The organism is Bradyrhizobium sp. INPA03-11B (assembly GCF_040446015.1).
In the GTDB taxonomy this organism is placed as follows: domain Bacteria; phylum Pseudomonadota; class Alphaproteobacteria; order Rhizobiales; family Xanthobacteraceae; genus Bradyrhizobium; species Bradyrhizobium macuxiense_A.
In genome coordinates, this window is record NZ_JASGSR010000152.1 from 1 (window position 1) to 17,526 (window position 17,526).

The 17,526-nt window shown below is 66.3% G+C and carries 18 protein-coding genes and 1 pseudogene; 10 read left to right on the top strand and 9 right to left on the bottom strand.

Annotation, left to right across the window (positions count from 1 at the left end):
- The 4 genes and pseudogenes from QMZ05_RS36270 to murI form a co-directional block, all read right to left on the bottom strand.
- A pseudogene (locus tag QMZ05_RS36270) lies at positions 1-454 on the bottom strand (acyltransferase); the annotation flags it as partial.
- Positions 455-572: 118 nt separating this feature from the next.
- Positions 573-983 carry a cupin domain-containing protein gene (locus QMZ05_RS36275; RefSeq protein ID WP_074128096.1) on the bottom strand — a complete coding sequence of 137 codons (411 nt, stop codon included), beginning with the start codon at positions 981-983 and terminating at the stop codon, positions 573-575.
- Positions 984-1,256: 273 nt separating this feature from the next.
- Complete coding sequence (locus QMZ05_RS36280; RefSeq protein WP_353705117.1) at positions 1,257-2,033, bottom strand: aldolase/citrate lyase family protein; 777 nt, start codon at positions 2,031-2,033, stop codon at positions 1,257-1,259.
- Positions 2,034-2,093: 60 nt separating this feature from the next.
- Complete coding sequence (murI, locus tag QMZ05_RS36285) at positions 2,094-2,891, bottom strand: glutamate racemase (protein ID WP_353705118.1); 798 nt, start codon at positions 2,889-2,891, stop codon at positions 2,094-2,096.
- Between the two features lie 174 nt (positions 2,892-3,065).
- Between murI and QMZ05_RS36290 the strand changes: the two genes are divergently transcribed.
- Together QMZ05_RS36290 and QMZ05_RS36295 are read left to right on the top strand one after the other, a co-directional pair.
- Entirely contained in the window at positions 3,066-3,629 is a 564-nt protein-coding gene (locus tag QMZ05_RS36290; protein ID WP_353705119.1) for a cytochrome b, read from the top strand.
- A gap of 112 nt (positions 3,630-3,741) precedes the next feature.
- A complete protein-coding gene (locus tag QMZ05_RS36295) occupies positions 3,742-4,734 on the top strand; it encodes an agmatine deiminase family protein (RefSeq protein WP_353705120.1) in 993 nt (330 codons plus the stop codon).
- 67 nt (positions 4,735-4,801) lie between these two features.
- On the opposite strand, the gene QMZ05_RS36300 is transcribed toward QMZ05_RS36295, so the two are convergent.
- The 4 genes from QMZ05_RS36300 to QMZ05_RS36315 all read right to left on the bottom strand — a co-directional run bounded on the left by QMZ05_RS36300 (position 4,802) and on the right by QMZ05_RS36315 (position 9,615).
- Positions 4,802-5,974 carry a M20 aminoacylase family protein gene (locus tag QMZ05_RS36300; RefSeq protein ID WP_353705121.1) on the bottom strand — a complete coding sequence of 391 codons (1,173 nt, stop codon included), beginning with the start codon at positions 5,972-5,974 and terminating at the stop codon, positions 4,802-4,804.
- Positions 5,975-6,059: 85 nt separating this feature from the next.
- The gene (gene purB / locus QMZ05_RS36305) at positions 6,060-7,367 is read right to left on the bottom strand and encodes an adenylosuccinate lyase (protein ID WP_353705122.1); all 1,308 of its coding nucleotides are present in this window, start codon (positions 7,365-7,367) and stop codon (positions 6,060-6,062) included.
- Positions 7,368-7,559: 192 nt separating this feature from the next.
- Positions 7,560-8,213 carry a response regulator transcription factor gene (locus QMZ05_RS36310; RefSeq protein WP_353705128.1) on the bottom strand — a complete coding sequence of 218 codons (654 nt, stop codon included), beginning with the start codon at positions 8,211-8,213 and terminating at the stop codon, positions 7,560-7,562.
- A 31-nt stretch (positions 8,214-8,244) separates the two neighbouring features.
- A complete protein-coding gene (locus tag QMZ05_RS36315) occupies positions 8,245-9,615 on the bottom strand; it encodes a histidine kinase (RefSeq protein WP_353705123.1) in 1,371 nt (456 codons plus the stop codon).
- A gap of 248 nt (positions 9,616-9,863) precedes the next feature.
- Here QMZ05_RS36315 and QMZ05_RS36320 point away from each other — a divergent pair, with 248 nt between their 5' ends.
- From QMZ05_RS36320 to QMZ05_RS36350, 7 genes are all read left to right on the top strand, one after another.
- Complete coding sequence (locus QMZ05_RS36320; protein ID WP_353705124.1) at positions 9,864-10,631, top strand: MotA/TolQ/ExbB proton channel family protein; 768 nt, start codon at positions 9,864-9,866, stop codon at positions 10,629-10,631.
- On the top strand, positions 10,628-11,317 hold the full coding sequence (locus QMZ05_RS36325) for a hypothetical protein (RefSeq protein WP_021077822.1): 690 nt from the start codon (positions 10,628-10,630) through the stop codon (positions 11,315-11,317). Before QMZ05_RS36320 ends, QMZ05_RS36325 begins: the two co-directional genes overlap by 4 nt.
- Positions 11,310-11,918, top strand: a complete 609-nt coding sequence (locus QMZ05_RS36330; protein ID WP_353705125.1) for a hypothetical protein — start codon at positions 11,310-11,312, stop codon at positions 11,916-11,918. Before QMZ05_RS36325 ends, QMZ05_RS36330 begins: the two co-directional genes overlap by 8 nt.
- Positions 11,919-12,528: 610 nt before the next feature.
- Positions 12,529-12,663: a hypothetical protein gene (locus QMZ05_RS36335; protein ID WP_016843141.1), complete on the top strand. Its 135-nt coding sequence runs from the start codon at positions 12,529-12,531 to the stop codon at positions 12,661-12,663.
- Positions 12,660-13,253, top strand: coding sequence for a TetR family transcriptional regulator (locus QMZ05_RS36340; RefSeq protein WP_050423578.1), 594 nt, complete (start codon positions 12,660-12,662; stop codon positions 13,251-13,253). Before QMZ05_RS36335 ends, QMZ05_RS36340 begins: the two co-directional genes overlap by 4 nt.
- 107 nt (positions 13,254-13,360) lie before the next feature.
- On the top strand, positions 13,361-14,101 hold the full coding sequence (locus tag QMZ05_RS36345) for a metallophosphoesterase family protein (RefSeq protein WP_353705126.1): 741 nt from the start codon (positions 13,361-13,363) through the stop codon (positions 14,099-14,101).
- Positions 14,101-15,576, top strand: a complete 1,476-nt coding sequence (locus tag QMZ05_RS36350; protein ID WP_353705129.1) for a bifunctional serine/threonine-protein kinase/universal stress protein — start codon at positions 14,101-14,103, stop codon at positions 15,574-15,576. Before QMZ05_RS36345 ends, QMZ05_RS36350 begins: the two co-directional genes overlap by 1 nt.
- A 13-nt stretch (positions 15,577-15,589) precedes the next feature.
- Here the strand turns inward: QMZ05_RS36350 and rpe are convergent, their stop codons facing one another.
- Positions 15,590-16,291, bottom strand: coding sequence for a ribulose-phosphate 3-epimerase (rpe, locus tag QMZ05_RS36355; protein ID WP_279705292.1), 702 nt, complete (start codon positions 16,289-16,291; stop codon positions 15,590-15,592).
- A 252-nt stretch (positions 16,292-16,543) separates the two neighbouring features.
- On the opposite strand from rpe, the gene QMZ05_RS36360 reads away from it, so the two are divergent.
- Positions 16,544-17,374 carry an EF-hand domain-containing protein gene (locus QMZ05_RS36360; protein ID WP_353705127.1) on the top strand — a complete coding sequence of 277 codons (831 nt, stop codon included), beginning with the start codon at positions 16,544-16,546 and terminating at the stop codon, positions 17,372-17,374.
- The last annotated feature ends 152 nt before the right edge of the window (positions 17,375-17,526 follow it).

Here is a 17,526-nt window from a genome sequence, read left to right on the forward strand (position 1 = left end):
GCAGCGGAAGCGGCAGGCGCGTCACACAGAGGGTTTTGCGGAACGAGGGGATCTCGTGCAGCGGCGCGGTCTTGGCGTGCCGGATCAGCGCATCGACATCGCTGAGCGCCATCTCGTCGGCGGCGCAGATGCGCTCGAACAGCACGCAGTCCTCACCCTTCTCGACGCGCGCAATGGCCACCATGCCGACGCTGCGCGGCAGTTCGTAGAGGCAAGGCCACGGCAGTTTGACGTGCAGCGTGCGAAGGGTCGGCTCGGTCTTGGCGACCAGCGCGAATGCCTTGACGAAGATGGCGGCCCAGCCCGGTGCCTGCGCCGCGCGTGCGCGGGCCTCGACCACCGCACGAACGTTCAGCGAGCGCGTCAGCGAGACGAACGGCACGCCGGTCGACGCGTACATCAGATCGGCGACGAGACGGCGCGGCAATGAAATCCGACGAAACTTACCGCGCATCTGTCCGGTTCAAATCCCTGCAATCAAGCAAAACATCAAAGGCCCGGCGAACTCAAATTGTCGCTCGCCGCACCTGAAGCCAACATGAACCGATTGGTCGAGACCAATCGGTTCGGGTTCACGGCGCTGGTTTCGCCAAGGGCTCGCCGGCCTTGACCACGTAGACGCCGAGCACCTTGAGCGGCTTGTCGCCGGAAGTCTTGGCGTCGTGCACCGCGCCTTCCGGAATCTGGTAGGAATCGCCCGCCTTCAGCTTCAGCGGCGGCTTGCCGTCGATCACAAGCTCCAGCTCGCCTTCGAGCACATAGCCGGTTTCAGCACCGGGATGGCTGTGACGCCCCGACGCACCCCCGGCCGGAACCTCGGCAATCGCGGTGACCGTGTTGTAACCGGCCGGAAAATCGACCTTCTGCAGCGGCGTTCGCTTGATGCCGCTCTGCTGCGCCAAGGCAGCGCCAGCACCGACAAAGGCAGCGCCGGCGCCGGCAAACGCAATCACGGTGAGACCAAGCAGCAATTTCCTGAACATGCAATTTCCTCCCAACCCGCGAAACTCTAGCAGCGCGGAATCGCGGCGAAAAGCGGGCGCTGTGTGATGTATGCTTTCGACATTGGGATTAGTCCGTTCATCCAATAACGCTGGCCGTCGTGGAATAATCCGCGGCCGAGCTTACAGAGGGCTGACAAGCTGTTCAGGAAATTGCAGCGCTTGGCGTTCAGCTGACCGCAGCGCGCGGAGTTGCGCTGCGGTTCCTCCGTGACATCACTGGAACTTGCTTGCCAGCGCGAGCACGCGACACGCCTATCGCTTGATCCCGGCAAACGCAGCTGCGATGCCGCGCTGGAACAGCGACCAGTCGAAGCCGAGCGCAAGCGCGAGGTAGCCGCGCTCGATCATCGCGTTGGCGTGCTCGGCGGTGCGCGCGACGCCGCCGATCGGCACGCCGCTCTTCATGATGCCTTGCTCGGCGCGCTGCATCAGCGCGACCACTTCGGGATCGTCGGGCAGCCCGCGCTTGTTGATCGAGGTGGCGAGATCGCCGGGGCCGATCACCGCAAGGTCGATGCCGGGCGTTGCCATGATCTCGTCGATACGGTTCACCGCGTCGACATGCTCGATCGTGATCATGCAGATCATGTCGTCGTCGGCGGTCGCCATGTAGTCGTTCATCGAGACGCCCCAGCGGAACGGCGCGTGGAACGGACCCCAAAGCCGGTCGCCGTTCGGCGGATAGCGTACGCTGCGCACTGCCTTCGCCGCGTCCTCGCGATTGCAGATCATCGGGAAGTTGATGCCGAGCGCGCCGATGTCCATCGGCGCCTTGGCAAGGTGCGGCTCGTTCGCCGCGATCCGCACCATCGGCACGCATGGCGTCCCCGAGGTCGCCACGATCATCGCATGCGCGGTGCCGAGATCGATCGGGCCGTGCTCGAGATCGACGATGATCCAGTCCAGCGACTGCGCCATGATCTGCACGTTCTGGATGCTCGGAATGGTCGCGATCGCGCCGAAGGTCGGGCGCTTGTCGCGCCACGCCTTGCGCAGGCGATTGAGCGGCGTCAGCGGTGCTGAGGTCAATGCAGTGCTCCCTCGATGAGGCGAGGGCAAACTAGCAGCGCGCTGTGACGGCGGAAAGGATCAGGCCGGGACGCGGCCGCCGAAGAACGGCGTCAGCGCCGCGGTCAGGGCGTGCGGGCGCTTCGAGGTGAAGATCATCTCGGCGCCGGCCGTATCGCTCGCGGTGCCTACCGGGCCGAGCAGGTCGGCGACGCGGCGGGCGATCGCCGGTGCCGGATCGATCCAGTCGACCGGCCAGGGCGCGAGCCGCCTCAGCCGTTCCAGCAGCAGTGGATAATGCGTGCAGGCCAGCACGACGGTATCGGTGCGGGCCGGGTCATTGGCGCCGTCGCCGACGAAGCAGGGCGCGAGCTCGGCCGCGATTTCCTCGTCGCGCACCTGCTGGCCGCTGAGGGCGGCTTCCGCCAGCGAGGCGAGCTCGCCGGAGCCGACCAGCGTCACCTCGCAGCCTTGCGCGAAATCCGAAATTAGCTTTCGGGTATATTCGCGCTTCACGGTGCCCCTGGTGCCGAGCACCGAGACGCGGCGGGTCTTCGACGCGGCGCAGGCCGGTTTGATCGCCGGCACCGTGCCGACGAAGGGCAAAGGATAGGCGTCGCGCAGATGCGACATGACCAGGGTGGATGCCGTGTTGCAGGCGATCACGACCAGATCGGGCGCGTGCGCCTCGATCAGCTCGCCGACCAGCGGCACCACGCGGGCGATGATCTCGTCCTCGGTGTGGTGGCCATAGGGAAAGAACGCGTCATCGGCGGCATAGACAAAGTGCGCGTCGGGCCGGGCGCGGACGATCTCGCGCAGCACGGTGAGGCCGCCGAGGCCGGAATCGAACACAAGGATGGTCGGGGGAGTGGACACGGTGAAAAGTCTATCCGAAGCAGGGTTACCATTCAGTTGTCTTTGCCTGCCCGGCCTTTTGGGGCCGACAAAAGGCAGTGCAGGCGGGAATTTCACATGGCCTTGACCGATCCCTGCAAGTATCACGGTAAACTATTGTCGTGACGTGCGAAATCCTAACGGGGCCATTCGACCATGATCCGCAATACGACCACGAGCTGGGGCTCGCTCGCCCGGGCGTTCCACTGGGTGCTCGGCATCGCCATCATCGGCATGCTGGCCTATGGCTGGTGGATGAACCACATCCCGGCGCGGGCGGACAAGTTCTTCTATCGGTCGATCCACGCCGACATCGGCTATCTGGTGCTGCTGCTCACGGTGCTCAGGCTGGTCTGGCGCGGGGTCAATCCGACGCCGGCGCTACCGGCCGACATGCCCTCCTGGCAGCGGATCGCCGCCCGCGTGAGCCATGGCGCGCTCTATGCGGTCACCATCCTGGTCGCGATGCTGGGCTGGGCGCATTCCGGGTCCCGCGCCCAGGACTATTCGAGCTTCTTCGGCCTGTTCCACGTTCCGCAGATCACCTCGCCCGACAAGGCGGCGGCGGATGCCTATGAAGGCCGTCACATCTTCTTCGCCTATGTGCTGCTGGCGCTGATCGTGCTGCATCTCGCCGCGGTCGCCTTCCATCATTTCGTCAAGCGCGACCGCGTCGCCACGCGCATGACCGGGGCGGGTGAAGCCGACCCCGCCCGCTAGCGCCGATCGTGGCGTCGCACCAGTGACGGCGCTAGTCTGGCGGTGAAGCCGGGAGGGCCAAAGCGGCCGGGACCTCGTGGACGACCTTGCGCGAGACAATGCGAACTGGCGGATGCCGGACGAGGGCGCGCCGCATGCCGCGACCTGGATGGCGTTCGGCGCCAGCGCGGCGATCTGGGGCGGCAAGCTGCTTCCCGTGGCCAGGGAAAATCTCGCCAACATCGCCAAGGCGATCGCGGCCTACGAGCGCGTCAACATGCTGGTGCGCGAGGAGGACCGCGAGATTGCCGCGCGGCTGTGCGGCCCCTCGGTCAGCCTCGTCGTTCGATCGATCGACGATGTGTGGATGCGCGACACCGGTCCGGTGTTTGTGCGGGACAGCTCGGGGCAGCTTGGCGCCGTCGGTTTCAACTTCAACGGCTGGGGCAACAAGCAACGCCACGCGCTCGATGCCGGGGTCGCAGAGCACGTGGCCCGTGCCGCGAACGCGACGTTCGTCAAGGCCGGCCTGGTGCTGGAAGGCGGCGGCATCGAAGTCGACGGTGAGGGGACCGCGATCATGACCGAGAGCTGCGTGCTCAACCCCAATCGCAATCCGGGTGTGTCCGGGGAGAAGTGCGAGGCCGAATTGTCACGCCTGCTCGGGCTCGACAAGGTGATCTGGCTGCCCGGCATCGCCGGCAAGGACGTCACCGACGGACATACTGACTTCTACGCACGATTTGCCGGTCCCGGCGTCGTGGTGGCCGGCCTCGAACCGGATCCGTCGTCGTTCGATCACGCGGTGACGAGGCGGCACCTCGATCTGCTGCGCGGCGCTGTTGATGCGAAGGGCCGGCGTCTCGACGTCGTGGTGTTGCAGGGCCCGTCGACGGTGCGTCCGAAGCACGGCACGAAGGATTTCGCTGCCGGATACATCAATTTCTACGTCTGCAACGGCGCCGTGATCGCCCCGGAATTCGGCGATGCGGCCGCGGACCGCAACGCGCGCGATATCCTGCGCGAGCTGTTCGCGGACCGGGAAATCATCCAGCTCAACATCGACGGCATCGCCGCCGGCGGCGGCGGCATTCACTGCACCACGCAACAGCAGCCGCGTCCGTGATGCGAATGGCCCGGCCGCGATGGATCGCGGCCGGGCTATTCGTCGTTCATCAACTGCGCAAGCGGTGCTAGCCCGCCGGCATCTGCTTCTCGACCAGGCGCACCCAGTAGGACGCGCCGTGGCCGAGGATGTTGTCGTTGAACTTGTAGGCCGGGTGGTGGCACATCGGCCCGTCGCCCATTCCGAGGAAGACGAACGCGCCGGGGCGCGCCTCGAGCATGAATGCGAAATCCTCGGCGCCCATCACGGGCACCAGATTGTCGTTGACGCGGTCGGCGCCGACCACGTCGCGAGCGATCTCGGCGGCGATGCCGGCCTGATGCGCATGGTTCAGCGTCACCGGATACATGCGTCCATAGTCCGTCTCGGCCGAGCCGCCATAGGCCTTGGCGATGTTGGAAGCGACCTCGCCGATCCGGCGCTCGACCAGGTCGCGCACCTCGGGATCGAGCGTGCGCACGGTGCCGCCGAGCGTGACGGTTTCTGGGATCACGTTGAAGGCGCTGCCGGCTTCGAACATCGTGATCGAGATGACCGCCGACTTCAGCGGATCGACATTGCGCGACACGATCGACTGCAGCGCATTGATGATCTGGGCGCCGATCAGCACGCTGTCGACCGCCTCATGCGGCGCGGCGCCGGCGTGGCCGCCCTTGCCGCGGACGACGATCTTCAAGGTGTCCGATGAGGCCAGCATCGGTCCGGGCGTGGTCGCGAAATAGCCCTCGGGCAGGCCGGGCATATTGTGCAGGCCATAGACCTCCTGGATGCCCCAGCGGGTCATCAGCCCGTCGTCGACCATCGCCTTGCCGCCGGCGCCGCCTTCCTCGGCGGGCTGGAAGATCACGACCGCGGTGCCGTCGAAATTGCGGGTCTCGGTGAGGTATTTCGCGGCGCCCAGCAGCATCGCGGTGTGGCCGTCATGGCCGCATGCGTGCATCTTGCCGGGGACCTTCGAGGCGTAGGGCACGTCGGCGGCCTCCACGATCGGCAGCGCGTCCATGTCGGCGCGCAGCCCGATGGTCTTGCCCGAGCCGTTCTTGCGGCCGCGGATCACGCCGACCACGCCGGTGCGCCCGATCCCCGTCACCACCTCGTCGCAGCCGAACTCGCGCAGCTTGTCGGCGACGATGCCGGCGGTGCGGTGGACCTCGTAGAGCAATTCGGGGTTCTCGTGGAAGTCATGGCGCCAAGCGGCCATTTCATCCGAGAGGGCGGCAACGCGATTGACGATGGGCATGGGGAGCGTCCGTTTCTTGTGATTGCGTAGGGCGGGTCAGCGTAGCGTAACCCGCCGCGATGTCACGCGGGAATGGCGGCCTCCCTCAGCTCTCCCCGAACACCCGCTTGAAGATCGTGTCGACGTGCTTGAGGTGATAGCCGAGGTCGAACTTCTCCTCGATCTCGGCATCGCTCATGTACTTCTTCACGTCGGGGTCGTTCTTCAGCAGCGCCTGGAAGTCGCCTTCGCCGCGCCACACCGGCATCGCGTTGCGCTGCACGAATTTGTAGGCGTCCTCGCGGCTGGCGCCCTTCTGGGTCAGCGCGATCAGTACGCGCTGCGAATGCACCAGGCCGCCGAGCCGGTCGAGGTTCTTCTGCATGTTCTGCGGATAGACCAGGAGCTTCTCGATCAGGCCGGCGAGCCGGACCAGCGCGAAGTCGAGCGTGACGGTGGCATCGGGGCCCATCATGCGCTCGGCCGAGGAATGCGAGATGTCGCGCTCGTGCCACAGCGCGACGTTCTCCAACGCCGGCGTCACATAGGCGCGCACCATGCGCGACAGGCCGGAGAGGTTTTCCGACAGCACCGGGTTGCGCTTGTGCGGCATCGCCGACGAGCCCTTCTGGCCTTCGGAGAAGAACTCCTCGGCTTCCAGCACCTCGGTGCGCTGCAGATGGCGCACCTCGACCGCGAGCCGTTCGACCGAGGCGGCGATCACGCCGAGGGTGGCAAAATACATCGCGTGGCGGTCGCGCGGGATCACCTGGGTCGAGACCGGCTCCGGCCGCAGGCCCATCGCTTTCGCAACGTGCTCTTCGACCCGCGGATCGATCTGCGCGAAGGTGCCGACAGCGCCCGAAATCGCGCAGGTCGAAATCTCGTCGCGCGCGGCGACCAGGCGGGCGCGGGCGCGGGCGAACTCGGCATGGGCATAGGCGAGCTTGAGGCCGAAGGTGACCGGCTCGGCATGGATGCCGTGCGAGCGGCCGATGGTCGGCGTCATCTTGTGCTCGAAGGCGCGGGTCTTCAGCGCCGCCAGGACCCGGTCGAGGTCGGCGATCAGGAGGTCGGCGGCGCGCTTGAGCTGGACGTTGAGGCAGGTGTCGAGCACGTCGGAGGAGGTCATGCCCTGGTGCACGAAGCGCGCCTCGGGGCCGACGATCTCGGCGAGATGGGTCAGGAAGGCGATGACGTCGTGCTTGGTCTCACGCTCGATTTCGTCGATCCGCGCGACGTCGAAGGTGGCATCCTTGCCCTTGGCCCAGATCGTCCTGGCGGCTTCCTTGGGGATCACGCCGAGCTCGGCCAGCGCGTCGGCGGCATGCGCCTCGATCTCGAACCAGATCTTGAAACGCGTCTGCGGCTCCCAGATGGAGGCCATTTCCGGGCGGGTATAACGGGGGATCATCGAGAACTCCGAAGTGGGCGGGGCGGGGCGCAAAGCCGGCTCCCGGCCGAATTATTTTTTACGCCGTGCTTTAGCAAATCGGGCCCGGCGAGGCCACCCATTCGGGGGATTTGGCGGGGAAAACCGGCCGAAATCGGCGGTCCCACAAGCCCCGTTTGGCTCGCCCGGGCGGGCTACGAGGCTGGGACGGGCCTACAGGTTCGCCAGGCCGCATTCGACGGCGAGTCGGACCAGCTGGGCGTCGGTCCGCAGGCCGGTCTTAGCCTTGATCAGGTAGTGGTAGTTCTGCACGGTCTTGGTGCTGAGGTTGAGGTTGGCGGCGATCTGCTCCTTGGTGTGGCCGGCCGCGAACTGCCGGAGAATTTCGATCTCCCGCTCGCCGAGCTGGTCGAGCGCCGATTTGGTCGGCACTAGGCTCTCAAGCGCGAGCACCCGCGCGACGTCATCGCTCATCGCATGCTCGCCGCGCGCCACCGAGCGGATCGCGGCGATCAGCTCGGCCGGCTCGCTCCCCTTGGTGACGAAGCCGGAGGCGCCGGCGCCGAACGCCGCCTTCACCTGGGCGGCCTCGCTGTGCATGCTGAAGACCAGGATGCGGGCGTCGGCATCGCGCGCGCGGATGTTGCGGATCGCCTCCAGCCCGCTCGCGCCCGGCATCGAGATGTCCATCACCACCACATCGGGCCCGTGCGCCTTGAAGGCGCGGTAGGCGTTGGCGGCGTTGTCGGCCTCGGCGACCACGCTGAAATCGTCCTGATGCTCGAGCACGCGCCGATAGCCCTGGCGGACGACCGGATGATCGTCCACCAGCAGGATCGAGATTCCCCGAGTCTTCACTGCTGTCATCTTCACTGCTGTCATCTTCGCGGTCGTCATCTCAGGCGGCGAGCGGGATCGTGGCGGCGACGGAGAGGCCGCGGCTGGCGCGCGCGATCGACAGCGAACCGCCGAGCGCGGCGAGGCGCTCGCTGACGCCGGTGAGGCCGAAGCCCGCCGACTGCGCGACCTTGGCGGCATCGCCGCCGCCGTCGTCCTCGACGCGCACCAGCAGCGCATTCTCGGCGCCGGTCCGGCGTTCGATCCGCAGCACGATCTCGCGCGCCGAGCTGTGGCGCAGCGCATTGGTCAGGCATTCCTGCGCCACGCGATAGGCCGTTACGGCGACCGTGCCGCTGATGTCTGCGAGGTCGCCCTGCAAATCGAGCTGGATCATCGGCTGCGCGGTGCGCGATCGCCAGCTGTCGACGAGATCGACCAGGCTTGCCTCCAGCCCGAGCTCCTCGGCCGGCGGATGGCGCAAGCGGTTCAACGTATCGCGCAGGCAGGCGATGATGCGGCGCGTGGCCTGCGAGATCATCCGTGCGTCCTGCGCGATTTCGGTCCCGGCGGCGTATTTGTCGCCGGCGCTCGCCTCGATCGTGTTGGCGAAGGCCAGGATCGCGGTGAGGTTCTGGCCGAACTCGTCGTGCAGCTCGCGCGCCAGCGCGCGGCGTTCGTCGCTGCGGATTTCGAGCAGCCGCCGTGTCAGCACGGAGCGTTCCTCCTCGGCCTGAGCGAGGCGATCGCCGAGATCGCCGACGGCGCGGCCGATCATCGCAAGCTCCATCGAGCGCACGCGCGGCAATGGCGTACGGTACTCGCCGTCGGCCATGCGGCGCAGCGCCGACACGATCGAGTGGGCGGGCGCCAGCGTATGCGCGATCGCAAGCGAGGCGAGCAGCGCGATGGCGAGCGCCATCAGCAGCGCGACATGGATGTTGTCCAGGATGTGCTGCCAGGCGAGCGCGATCGCGGCGTCCGGATCGGCGATGGCGCGGACGGTTCCCGCGGTCGCGGCGCGGGCACTGATCGGCCGCTCGACGGTGGCGTGCTCGCCGAGCACCGCCTGCACGGTGGCCGCGAACCAGCGCGGCGGCGCCTTGCCGATCCCCTTGCTCTGGCCGCACAGCGGCTTCTCGAAGGCGCCGGCCGGTTCGAACTGCACGCAGATCCCCGGTGCGATCAGGCCCACGGTTTCGATGGTGCGCCAGTCCGGCGCCGGCAGCAGTTGTTCGCGCATCCGGTTGCTGCGCAGCAGCAATTCGCGCCAGTACAGCGCCTCCAGCGCCTGCGAGACCCGCTCGGCGGACGCCGACGTCGCGCGATCGACGCTGCGATAGGCATCAACCGTGGCCCAGACGGTGGCTGCGCCAAGGCACAGCGCGACGATGACGAGCAGGCGGGCGACCAGTTGAAGCACGAGGCGCATGCGATCACTCCACGGCCGGAGCATGATCCGAACAGGCGTGGTGCGGTTTCATGCTCAAACGAGGGCCTGATGCTAACAGCACCGCTGTTCCCCGCCAATCGCAAGCATGCCAAGCTGTGCAGGTCGGGAAATTTGCCCGACGAAACCTGGGCAGATGTCTTTGGACGGCGGCTGCCGGCTCTGCTCTAACGGCAGATGAGGTCCTCGCGGAGCCTCATGGAACAGTCGCCACAGGGAGCTAACGCAGCATGGACGCCAAGGTCGAGGGCGCGGCCGAATCGGCCGGCACGGACGCGGCGGAGCGCAGTGTGCTGCTGCTCTGGATGATCTTCACCGGCCTTTCGATCTTCGCCGCCTTCCTGCTGTGGCGCTACGGGCTGATCCGCCTCATGGTCAGTTCCGACCGCACCTACATTTCCAGCGTCATCGCCGTGCTCTACATCGTCACCTGCATCCATTGCTTCTGGCGGACGCGGGCGATCGCGCGGGAAGGCGAGGTGGCGCGTTCCTGCCGCACGATCCTCGCCGCGCCCGACGGCGCCAAGGCGCTTCTGTCGGATGCGCGCGGCCTGCCGCGTGGCCTTGTCACCGATCACATCAAGAGCCTGGTGCAAAAGGCTGACGCGCAGGCCAAAGGCCGGATCGACCAGACCCTGCTGCTACGCACGCTGGCGGACCGGCTGCGCGGCTCCAACGGTTTCGGCGCCTTCGTCTCCGACACGCTGATGAAGCTCGGCCTGCTCGGCACCATCATCGGCTTCATCATCATGCTGGCGCCGATCGCCTCGCTCGATGCCGCCGACAAGGTCGCGATGAAATCGTCGATGGGCCTGATGAGCGACGGCATGGCGGTTGCGATGTACACGACGCTGGCCGGGCTGATCGGATCGATCCTGGTCCGGATCCAGTACTACATGCTGGATTCCGCGACCCAGCGGGTGTTCTCCGATGCTGTCGTGCTGACCGAGACCCACGTCACGCCGGCCCTGGAACGTCGCCTTGGTACGCCGCCATGATGGACGAGTTCGGGCTCTATCCGCGCGAGGAACCGTTCGATCCCCTTGGTGTCATGCTGTTCAAGGCGCTGCAGGTGATCGCGTTCCTGTTCTTCCTCGCGCTGCTTGCGGTGTCGCCGGACTCCAAGGACGGCAAGATCGAATCCAAGGCGGAGTTCATCATCACGATGGACTGGCCGGACAATCATCCCGACGATCTCGACCTGTTCGTGCAGGACCCCGCCGGAAATATCGCCTGGTACCGGCATCGCGAGGCCGGCTTCCTGACGCTCGACCGCGACGACCGCGGCGGCGCCAATGATTTCATCGTGGTCAACGGCAAGAAGATCGCCTCGCCAATCCGCGAGGAGATCGTCACCTTGCGCGGCGTCGTCGCGGGTGAATACACCGTCAACGTCTCGCATTTCCAGGCGACGACCGGCGAGCCGGTGCAGGCCAATGTGAAGGTACAGAAGCTCAATCCGACCGCGCAGGTGATCTTCGACGACAAGCTGACCGTCGATCACACCGGAGACGAGAAGACCGCGGTCAGGTTTCGTCTTGATGCCGAGGGCAAGGTGATCAACGTCGACCGGCGGCCGAAATCGCTGCTCGAGACCTTCCGTAGCAGCTGGCGCAACGGCGCCGATCTCGATCCGAACACCGGCGTTCCGAGATCCGGCGTGAGGGTGCTCCGCCGTGATTAGTCTGCAATCCGTCATCCTCACGCTTGCGATCGCCTATGCGGTGGTCGGTGCGCTGCTCTTGATCGTGCTGGTCTATGCGCGGCTGCACTGGTCGCTGAAGGCGGTCGTCATCGTCGTGACCAGCGTCTTCTATTTCGTCAGCTTCGGCGGCATGCGCGGCCTGCTCGGCTGGGCCTCCGCGGAGAAGTTGCCGGCGAACTTCAAGCTGCTGTCGACGCGCATCGTGGAGCCGCATTCGCTGGAGGGCGATCCGGGCTCGATCTATCTGTGGGTCGAGGAGCTCGACGAGGACAACCGGCCGAGCGCGGTGCCGCGCGCCTTCCGCATTCCCTACAGCGATGCGCTGGCCGAGCAGACCCACACCGCCGACAACGAGATCAAGGCCGGCCATCCGCAGGGCGGGCGGGCGGCGGATTTCGGCGGCGGCGACGGCACCATCATGGACTTCGTCAGGGAGTACATCACGCCGAAGACGATCGTGGAGACATCAGGCGGCGATTCCACCACGGGGACGTTCGTGGCCCCGCCTGCGGGTGCGCAGGGCTCCGTATTCACGCCGCTGCCGCCGCCCCGGATGCCGCCCAAGGACGAGCAGCAATAGGACGAGGCCCACTCACAGCGATGGCATAAAAATAGGGATCGCCAATAATCAGTCAGCGGAGCGGACAGTAGTGATCCGGAATCCCGCCGACCGTCAGCTCGGTGTAATCTAACTCCTAACCGGGGCTAGATTTTATCCCGAAGCCATTTTCCCGGCAAAGGGGCCGCTGCGTGAAGCGGCCCCTTTCGATTCCGGCGCCGCGTTCCGGCGCTGCCAAGCGATCCTCACACCGACAGGAATGCGATCGCGACAACCATCAGCCACCCGACAATGACGAGCGAGGCCACCGCGCCGGCGGTGATCGGGCGGTCCATACAAACCTCTCCTGGCAAACCCTGCTTAGGCTGGCCGTATCGAGACATATGCACGCCCCTGGCGGATCGCCCTGCGGCTCACGGAACGGTGTAGCGCCCCCATGAGCCGGACCGGACCGGCGGGTCCCGGCAGTCCCGGCTGTCATTTCACAAAATATTGTCTGACAGATATTGAAATCTGTCAGCGAGATGGTGTATATACTCACTAGCCCAAGGGAGGAGGGCGCCCAGTGGCTGTTCCGGCGTTTTGGCCGGGGGAGCCGAACCTGATTTGATTACCTCGAAGGACTACCTCCATGACCATAGAAATCTTCCAATTGACCGCCCAGATTCAACAGTGGCTCAACCTTCGCGTCGCCCGCCATTTGGCAGCCCAGGCCGCCAAGTTCACCCGCGGGCAGGACAGCGATAACCAGACGGTAAACGCATGAACGAGGCGGTGGTTTTGACACCCGAGCGGATCCTTGAGGCAACTGAGGATGTCTTGAGGCGCTTTGGGCTTTCCAAGGCCACCGTTGTCGACGTTGCCCGTGCCCTGGATGTCAGCCACGGCAGCGTCTACCGTCACTTCCCCAGCAAGGCTTCGCTGCGCGACGCGGTCGCCAAGCGCTGGCTCGACCGCGCCAACGAGCCGCTGTGCAAGATCGCAGCCGGCTCGGGCCCGGCGCCGGAACGGCTGGAGAAATGGCTGCGCACCGCCTTCTCGATCAAGCAGAAGAAAGTCTGCGACGATCCGGAGATGTTCGCGACCTACCTCGCGCTGGCGCAGGATGCGCGCGAGGTGGTGGAAGCCTACAAGGACAAGCAGGTCGATCTGATCGCAAAAATCCTGTCCGACGGTGTCGCGCAGGGTGTGTTCGAGATCGACAACGTCAAGGCGACCGCGCGCGCCGTGTTCGACGCAACCGTCCGCTACCATCACCCGGCGCATGCCGAGGAATGGGCCAAGCCCGAATGCCCGTCGCGGATCGACGCCCTGATCGCCCTGCTGCTGCGCGGCGTGCGGGTGTGCAAGCCCTAAGCCGGTCTTTCTTCCAACATCCCTGATCGATTGATGCCTTTGGCCCGATTGCGAGCCCGGGGCTGCGTGTGCTTGATATCGGGCAGGGATCAGCGGCGCGGACCACGATGCGGCTTGCACTCTTTGCCGATATTCACGCCAACCGGCAGGCCTTCGCCGCCTGCCTCGAGGCCGCGCGAGCGCGCGGCGCCGGGCGGCTGATCTGCCTCGGCGATATCGTCGGCTATGGCGCCGATCCCGAATGGGCCGTCGACACGGTAATGGACCTCGTCGCGAAGGGCGCGATCGCGGTGCGCGGCAATCATGATAACGCGATCGGAACCCCGAGCGACAGCATGAACGCCGATGCGCAGGCCGCCATCGACTGGACCCGCAGCCGGCTCAGCGCCGAACAGGAGACCTTCCTCGCGGGACTGCCGATCCTGCGCGAGGAGGACAACCGTCTCTATGTGCATTCCGAGGCCTCGGACCCGGCGAAGTGGCGCTATGTCCGCGACACGTCGGATGCCGCGCGCAGCATGATGGCAACCGAGTTGCAGATCACCTTCTGCGGCCACATCCATCGTCCCGGCCTCTACTCGATGTCCTCGACGGCGAAGATGACGAGCTTCGTTCCGACCTCGGGCGTATCGGTGCAATTGCTGACCGGGCGGCGCTGGCTTGCGGTGCTCGGCTCGGTCGGCCAGCCGCGCGACGGCGATCCCGCGGCATCGTTTGCGATGTTCGACACGGTGAGCCGCGAGATCACCTATCATCGTGTGCCCTACGACGTCGCGACCGCCGCGGCGCGGATCAAGGCGGGCGGCCTGCCGTTCTGGCTCGCCGACCGCCTGCTGATCGGCAGGTGATGCCGGTGGCGGCGCTGACGATGCAGCCAGGCGCCGAGATCGATGGCTTCACCATCGGCGAGCGCGTGCATCGCGGCGGCATGGCGACGCTGTGGAGTGTCACCCACCCGGGCATCGACGTGCCGCTTTTGATGAAGGTGCCGCTGACCTCGGAAGGTGAGGATCCGGCCGCGATCGTCAGCTTCGAGATGGAGCAGATGATCCTGCCGCGGCTGTCGGGGCCGCACGTGCCGGCCTGTTTCGGCACCGGCGATTTCGAGCGCCAGGCCTATGTGGTGATGGAGCGCATCCCCGGCCAGACGCTCTACAAGCAGATCGACAATCTGCCGCTGACGTATGACGAGGTGAGGGTGATCGGCGGCAAGGTCGCCGCCGCACTCGCCAGCCTGCACCGGCAGAACGTCATCCATCACGACATCAAGCCGAGCAGCATCATGTTCCGCGAGCGCGGCGAGGCGGTGCTGATCGATTTCGGCCTCTCGCATCACCAGCATCTGCCCGATCTGTTGCAGGAGGAGTTTCGCCTGCCTTACGGCACCGCGCCCTATATGGCGCCGGAGCGCCTCAACGGCGTGCGCGACGATCCGCGCAGCGATCTGTTTTCGCTCGGCGTGCTGCTCTATTTCTTCACCACCGGCGTCCGCCCGTTCGGCGAGACCGAGACTCTGCGCGGCATGCGCCGGCGGCTGTGGCGCGACCCGTATCCGCCGCGCAGGCTCAAGCCCGACTGTCCGCCTTGGCTGCAGGAGATCGTGCTGCGGTGTCTCGAGATCGATCCTGCCGCGCGCTATCCGACCGCGGCGCAGTTCGCGTTCGATCTCGGCCATCCCGAACAGGTCAAGCTGACGGCGCGGGCGCAGCGGCTCGATCGCGACCCGCTCGGCACGGTCTGGCGCCGCCGCTTCAATCTCGGTGCGGTGCCGCCGCAGCCGAAATCCGATGTTGCAGCCCAGCTCGCATCGAGCCCGATCGTTGCCGTCGCGCTCGACCTCGGCGAGGGGACCGAGGCGCTGAACGAGACCATCCGCGTCACCGCCGAGCAGGTGCTATCGACCTCGCCGTCGGCGCGGCTCGCCTGCGTGAATGTGCTGAAGCTCAATCGGCTGGCGATCGACCGCAGCCATGACGAGCAGGGCCAGAACAAGCATGTCGACCGCCTGGTGGCGCTCCAGCACTGGGCGCGGCCGTTCCGGCTCGAGGAGGGACGCCTCACCGTGCATGTCCTGGAGGCGATCGATCCGGCCGCGGCGATCCTGGAATTCGCCGCGGTCAACCTGGTCGATCACATCATCATCGGCGCGCGGCAGAACTCGATGCGGCGCGCGCTGCTCGGCAGCGTGTCCGCCAAGGTCGCAGCCGAAGCGCCGTGCACGGTGACCGTGGTGCGGCCGTCGCGGCTGACGCCGCAAGCGGACGACGATGAGGCGGCGGGCCACGCGGCCAATGCCCCGGTCACGCCGCCTTCAGTGTTCTAGTTCCGCCGGAGAATCAGATCGCTTCGCCGCGCGCGTCGGCCGCGGCATTGCGGATCGCGGCGATGTTGGTCTTGTAGGCCTCGAGCGTGCCGCCCTTGAACACCGCGGAGCCCGCGACGAAGGCGTTGGCGCCGGCGGCGGCGAGCTGGCCCGCGACGTCGGGCGCGACGCCGCCATCGACCTCGATGTCGATCGGGCGGCCCGCGACCATCGCCCTGACGTCGGAGATCTTGCCGATCGCCGAGCGGATGAAGGCCTGGCCGCCGAAGCCGGGATTGACCGACATCACCAGCACGAGGTCGATCAGGTCGAGCACATATTCGATCGCGCTCGCCGGCGTCGCCGGATTGATCGAGACGCCGGCCTTCTTGCCGAGCGCGCGGATCGCCTGCAGTGAGCGATGCAAATGCGGGCCGGCCTCGGCATGCACCGTGATGTGGTCGCAGCCCGCCTTGGCGAAGGCCTCCAGATAGGGGTCGCAGGGCGAGATCATCAGATGCGCGTCGAAGATCTTCTTGGTATGCGGCCGCATCGCCTTGATGACGTCGGGGCCGTAGGAAATGTTCGGCACAAAGTGCCCGTCCATCACGTCGAGATGGATCCAGTCGGCGCCGGCCTGGTCGACGGCGCGGACCTCCTCGCCGAGTTTTGAGAAATCCGACGCCAGGATCGACGGAGCGATGACGAGGGGACGCGGGGTGAATGACTGAGTCATGTCAGCAGTTCCGGAAGACTAGCAGGGGGCGACGGGTGTTCCCGCCTAACATGCGGACGCGTGGCGGGCAATGCGAGCGGGCGGCGGCTGGAAGCCGGAAAATTCTGCCGCCGGCGGCAGGTCTTGCCGGGGCGCGGAACCGGTCTCGATGCGCCAAGGCCTGGTTTTATTGGGTTTTTGCCATGGCACGCCGCTTGCTGCGCCTTTGGCAAGCGTTTGAGCCGCCGCGCGCGGCCTTGTTGGAGTATTGCCGTGTTATTTGCCATTGGCGCTGCGTCATCCGCCGTCGATCTTTTGAGCTCGCTGATGTCGTCGAAATCGACGACGCAGACCGGCAGCTCCACGCAGGGAAATCAGACCACCGGGCTGTTCGACCTCTCGACCACGACATCGGCGTCGAGCAGCAGCACCAGCGCCGGATCGGGCACCAGCACCCCGCAGATTTCGCCGCAGACCATGAGCGCGCTGCTCGACGCGCAGAGCCAGACCACGGCTTCGACCAGCTCGGCTTCAACCAGCACAACGCCGACCAGCCGGTCGGACGCGCTGAAGGACCTGTTCTCGCTGATCGACGCCGACGGCAACGGCCAGATCACCAAGACGGAATTCGAGAACGCGCTCGGCGCCGGCGGCACCAACATCGCGCAGGCTGACGACGTGTTCTCCAAGCTCGATAAGAACGGCGACGGCAGCGTCAGCCTCGGCGAGATGTCGCAGGCCTTGCAGGGCCACAAGGGCGGCGGCCATCATCACCATCACATGGAGAGCGGCGCGACCGATGGATCCGGCTCCAGCAGCGGCTCGGGCGGATCGAGCTCCGATCCCCTGATGCAGGCGCTTGATGGCGCGACCTCGACCTCGGTGACCAACAGCGACGGCTCGACCACGACGACGACGACCTATGCCGACGGCTCCAAGGTGTCGATGACGACGCCGGCCACGGCGTCTACCACCGGCAGCACGAATTCGTCCTCCGCCGGCAGCAATGCGACGTCATCCTACAATTTCATCGAGCAGCTGATCCAGCGCCAGTCGCAGGCGATCTCGGCGAAGGCCTCCGCGTCGGTTTCGGTCAGCGCTTAACGCATTACGCTGTCTGACGCGCTATAGCCGCGAGCTCCATGCCTCGCCCCGCGTGCGGGGAGAGGCCGGAACGCATCGTGAGATGCGTTCCGGGTGAGGGGGAGTCTCCGCGAGTCCGTCTGTCACCGCTAATGCGGAGGCGGCCCCTCACC